We start from the raw sequence: 4,323 nt of genomic DNA on the forward strand, positions 1-4,323 counted from the left end.
ATCCAGGCCTGGATCGACACCTGGAACCAGAACCCGAGACCGTTCACCTGGACCAAGACCGCCGACGAGATTCTCAAATCCCTCGCCGACTATCTTGCCAAGATCAAGCCGACCACCCCATCATCTGGGTAGAACTTACCCTCGTGATTTGCGGCGCATCACACTAGATTGCGCTGTTCCTTCCTCCGTGCGTCATCTTCCCGTCTGGCCGTTGCTCCGATACCAGGGGTTCCAGTGTGAGGGTGTGCTCCAGGTCCCATTGCTGGGTCGGGCCGGGCCTGTCCCAGCCGACATGCTGTGCGCGGCCCCGTTCGGCGAGGTCTTCGCCCTGGATGGCGACGCTGCCCGTTCGGCGCCAGCAAGCGTCTGGCCGGACTTCACGTGGTGCCTGGTCAGGATGATTCACTGTCGCCACTCCACGGGCAGGACAGGGGACTATCCCGGGTCGATCTCCTCCAGGGCGGCCCTTGCGTTCGGCGGATCGCGACCAGCCCCCGTGACCGGCACGCCCCCGACCTGGTACTATCCGGCACGGACCCGGAGGGGACCTGACTGTCGGTCATCTCGCCGACACGAGACACTCCGTCAACGTACGAGAATGTCCCGGTGAGCATTTGGGAAACACTCAGTTGGACTGAGGACGGCCAGGAGCACCGTGTTCGGTGGCGGTCCGAGAACGGAACGCCGGCCCCGAAACGGGTAGTCGTCGCCGACGATCAGATGAAGGCCGATACAGCCTTCCGTCTGGCCTGCGAGGGCACGGCGTTACTGTGGCGCGGCGACTACCACAATGCGCGGCAGCTCCTGTCCGCGATGAAGCGGCGCGCCGCCCGTAAACCACCGCGACCAGGTTCGACCCCTACGGAGACCTTCCACCTCCACCGCCAGGCACAGTCCCGGCACGCCCGGGTCCTCGGCATGCTGGTGGTGCCGGTGGACGACGGGCACGCCGTCGCGCTCCGCCGGTCGCCCGACGTGCGAAGCGCCTGCATCGAGGCATATGGGCCCGCGGAGGAGCCCTATGTCGTTGCGCTGCGCGAGCTGCTGGGCGTCATCGGTGCCCACGAGTGGTCCCGCAGAGGGGTCCCGGTTCCGGCACTCGGGGACCGGATCTATCCACGCTACGGGGTCTTCTCCCCGGTCCGCGGCGAGTACGTCGACCTGGTAGCCCGGGCCCCGCTGCCCTCGGCCGCGTCGGCGTTCGACATCGGCACTGGCACCGGCGTCCTTGCGGCCCTGCTCGCCCGGCGCGGTGTACGGCGGGTCGTGGCGACCGATCAGAGTACGAGCGCGCTGGCGTGCGCCCGCGAGAACCTGGCGCGGCTGGGGCTCGCCGACCGCGTCGAGGTGCTGGAGGCGGACCTCTTCCCACCCGGGCGCGCACCGCTGACGGTGTGCAACCCACCGTGGGTCCCGGGCCGGCCGACCTCCCCTATCGAGTACGCGGTCTACGACCAGGGAAGCCGGATGCTCCGAGGGTTCCTCGCGGGGCTGAGCGGTCATCTGCTGCCGGGGGGCGAAGGCTGGCTGATCCTCTCGGACATCGCCGAGCGACTCGGGCTGCGCTCGCGTGCCGAACTGCTTGAGCTCATCAAGGGCGCGGGCCTGCGGGTCGTGGCGCGGCTCGACACCCAGCCCGCCCATCCGCGCAGCCGCGACACCGACGACCCGCTGCATGCGGCACGGGCATCGGAAGTGACCTCGCTGTGGAGACTCGCGCCCGCGCCGGTCTCCACCGCCGGCTGATCCGCATCACAACGGGGCGGGGGCGTCCCTGAAGAGGCCCCCGCCCCTCGTTCACCGGAGCACGGCCTGCTCCGAGCGCCAGTTTCCGAACAGGTCCGGGCCGAGCAGGTTCAGACAGGCCTCCAGCTCCGCGGTGATGCTCTGCAGGTCCCCCTCGGCCTTGCGGAACCAGATTCGTGTCGCGACCCGCCCGATCGCCCCGAACGTCGCCACGAGGACGCGTGGACGCGGGTCCGTCTCCGGGTCGAGTCCCTCGCGCCGCGAGATGACCTCGACCAACTGGTCTTCCATGTCCTCGGTCCGTCGCAGATGCTGCGCCAGGAGGCCCGGCGTCCGCTCGATGAGTTGCATCATCGACATGTGCAGAGCCGGGTCCACGCCGTCCAGTTCGCCACTGTGGACCTGTTCCAGGACGGTGCGGAACGAGCCGCGCATCGCATGCAGGGGGTTCTCGTTCCCCGGGCGTGCCTCCAGCGCCGCAAGGAAGGCCTTGTCAATGGCGGTGATCGGGCTCAGTGCCACCTCCTCCTTGCTCGCGAAGTACCGGAAGAAGGTGCGCTGGGAGACGTCGACCTCCTCGGCGATCTGGTCAACGGTCGTGTTGTCGTAACCCTGGAGGATGAACAGCCTCAGGGCCTCCCGGGCGAGTTCGTCACGAGTGTTCTGCTTCTTTCGCTGGCGCCTCCCGGTCTGGGACGGCGCTGACGCCACCTGCTCCGTCTGCGGCACGGCCGCTCCTCCCTGTTTCCTTCTGATGGCACATCATCTCCAGCCTAAGCCACGGCAGCAGTCGCTGACTCGTGCGTGTCGTTGACAAGTGTCAGCCACTGACATAGCGTCACGCCATGTGCTCGTCCGAGTACTGATCGGCCATGTACTACCACTGCAGCACAAGGGTTCTGATGATGATTCAGAAAGAAGACTCTGCGCCGGCTACCGTTCAGGGCATCCCGCCGAAACTGCGAGGAAAGCCGTGGCCGACCCTGGTGGCGGTAGCCGTTGGCGTGATGATGGTCGCGCTCGACAGCACGATCGTCGCCATCGCCAACCCGGCGATCCAACAGGACCTGCATGCCTCGCTCGCTGACGTCCAGTGGATCACCAACGGCTACTTGCTGGCCCTTGCTGTCTCACTGATCACCGCGGGCAAGCTCGGAGACCGGTTCGGACACCGGCAGACCTTTCTTATCGGCATCGCCGGCTTCATCGTGACATCGGCCGCCATCGGCCTCTCCGGCAGCGTGGCGCTGATCGTGCTGTTCCGGGTCCTCCAGGGTCTGTGCGGCGCCCTCATGCAGCCTGCGGCGCTCGGCCTGCTCCGGATCACGTTCCCACCGGAGAAGCTGAACATGGCATTCGGCATCTGGGGCGGGGTGGTCGGCATTTCCACGGCGGCCGGCCCGATCGTCGGCGGCGCGCTGGTCGAGCACGTCAGCTGGCAGTCGGTCTTCTTCATCAACGTGCCGGTCGGCCTCGCGGCGCTCGTCCTCGGTCTGCTCATCCTCAAGGACGAGCGTGCCGAGCGTGCGCCGCAGCACCTGGATGCGCTCGGTGTAACGCTGCTCTCGGCAGCGATGTTCTGCCTGGTGTGGGGCCTGATCAAGGCCCCGGAGTGGGGCTGGCGGGACGCGCGAACGTTGGGCTTCCTCCTCGCGGCCCTGCTCGCGTTCACCGGATTCGCCTTCTGGGAGAACCGGGTCCGCGAGCCGCTGATCCCGCTGCGGATGTTCCGCTCCGTCCCGCTGACCGCTGGCACGGTGCTGATGATCCTGATGTCCTTCTCGTTCATCGGCGGTCTCTTCTTCGTGACCTTCTACCTCCAGAACGTCCACGGACTGAGCCCCGTCGACAGCGGACTCCACCTGCTTCCTCTCACCGCCATGATGATCGTCGGATCGCCGATCGCCGGCGCGGCCATCGGCAAGCTGGGCCCGCGAATCCCCCTGGTTACCGGGATGGTTCTGACGGCCGTCTCGCTGTGGGGCATGTCCACCATGACGGCCGACAGCGGTATGGGCACCGTGTCGCTGTGGTTCGTCCTGCTCGGACTCGGGCTGGCCCCGGTCATGGTCGGAGCTACCGACGTCATCGTCAGCAACGCCCCGACCGAGCTGGCCGGAGTTGCCGGCGGGGTGCAGCAGTCCGCCATGCAGATCGGCGGCAGCCTGGGGACGGCCGTCCTCGGCGTCCTGATGGCGTCCCGGGTGGACACTGTCCTGCCGCGCAAGTGGGCCGAGGCCGGACTGGAGCCGCTGCCGGCGGAACAGGCCGGTTCGCTGGCGGCGGCTGCCAAGGTCGGCGCCGTGCCTCCGGCGGAGCCGGGCACGCCGCAGCAGACCGTGGACGCGGTAGCCGGCGCCGTCCATGCGGCGTTCACATCCGGTATGGGCCTGGCGTTCACTGTCGGCGGCGTGGTTGCGGTTGTCGCGGCAGGCGTCGCAGGGTTCACCCGCAAGGCTCCGGAGGCGGAGGCCGACGTCCGGACCTCCGAGCCCCGGACGTCCGGGGCCAGTGCTCCTGTCGCGGGGCCCGGGCCGAAGTCCGCAGAGGCCTGATAGTACGGCTCCAGGGTGGGTG

At 68.1% G+C, this 4,323-nt stretch carries 3 protein-coding genes and 1 pseudogene; 3 read left to right on the forward strand and 1 reads right to left on the reverse strand.

Annotated features, from left to right (window positions below; genetic code table 11):
- Both ACFXHB_RS44440 and ACFXHB_RS44445 read left to right on the forward strand, forming a co-directional pair.
- Nucleotides 1-132: pseudogene (locus ACFXHB_RS44440) on the forward strand (IS630 family transposase); the annotation flags it as partial.
- Between the two features lie 474 nt (nt 133-606).
- On the forward strand, nt 607-1,746 hold the full coding sequence (locus ACFXHB_RS44445; RefSeq protein WP_380582887.1) for a methyltransferase: 1,140 nt from the start codon (nt 607-609) through the stop codon (nt 1,744-1,746).
- 51 nt (nt 1,747-1,797) lie between these two features.
- Here the strand turns inward: ACFXHB_RS44445 and ACFXHB_RS44450 are convergent, their stop codons facing one another.
- Nucleotides 1,798-2,475 carry a TetR family transcriptional regulator gene (locus ACFXHB_RS44450; RefSeq protein WP_380582889.1) on the reverse strand — a complete coding sequence of 226 codons (678 nt, stop codon included), beginning with the start codon at nt 2,473-2,475 and terminating at the stop codon, nt 1,798-1,800.
- A gap of 176 nt (nt 2,476-2,651) precedes the next feature.
- Here ACFXHB_RS44450 and ACFXHB_RS44455 point away from each other — a divergent pair, with 176 nt between their 5' ends.
- Nucleotides 2,652-4,301 carry an MFS transporter gene (locus ACFXHB_RS44455; protein ID WP_380582891.1) on the forward strand — a complete coding sequence of 550 codons (1,650 nt, stop codon included), beginning with the start codon at nt 2,652-2,654 and terminating at the stop codon, nt 4,299-4,301.
- The last annotated feature ends 22 nt before the right edge of the window (nt 4,302-4,323 follow it).

It is taken from the genome of Kitasatospora sp. NPDC059327 (assembly GCF_042752535.1).
Classification (GTDB): Bacteria; Actinomycetota; Actinomycetes; order Streptomycetales; family Streptomycetaceae; genus Kitasatospora.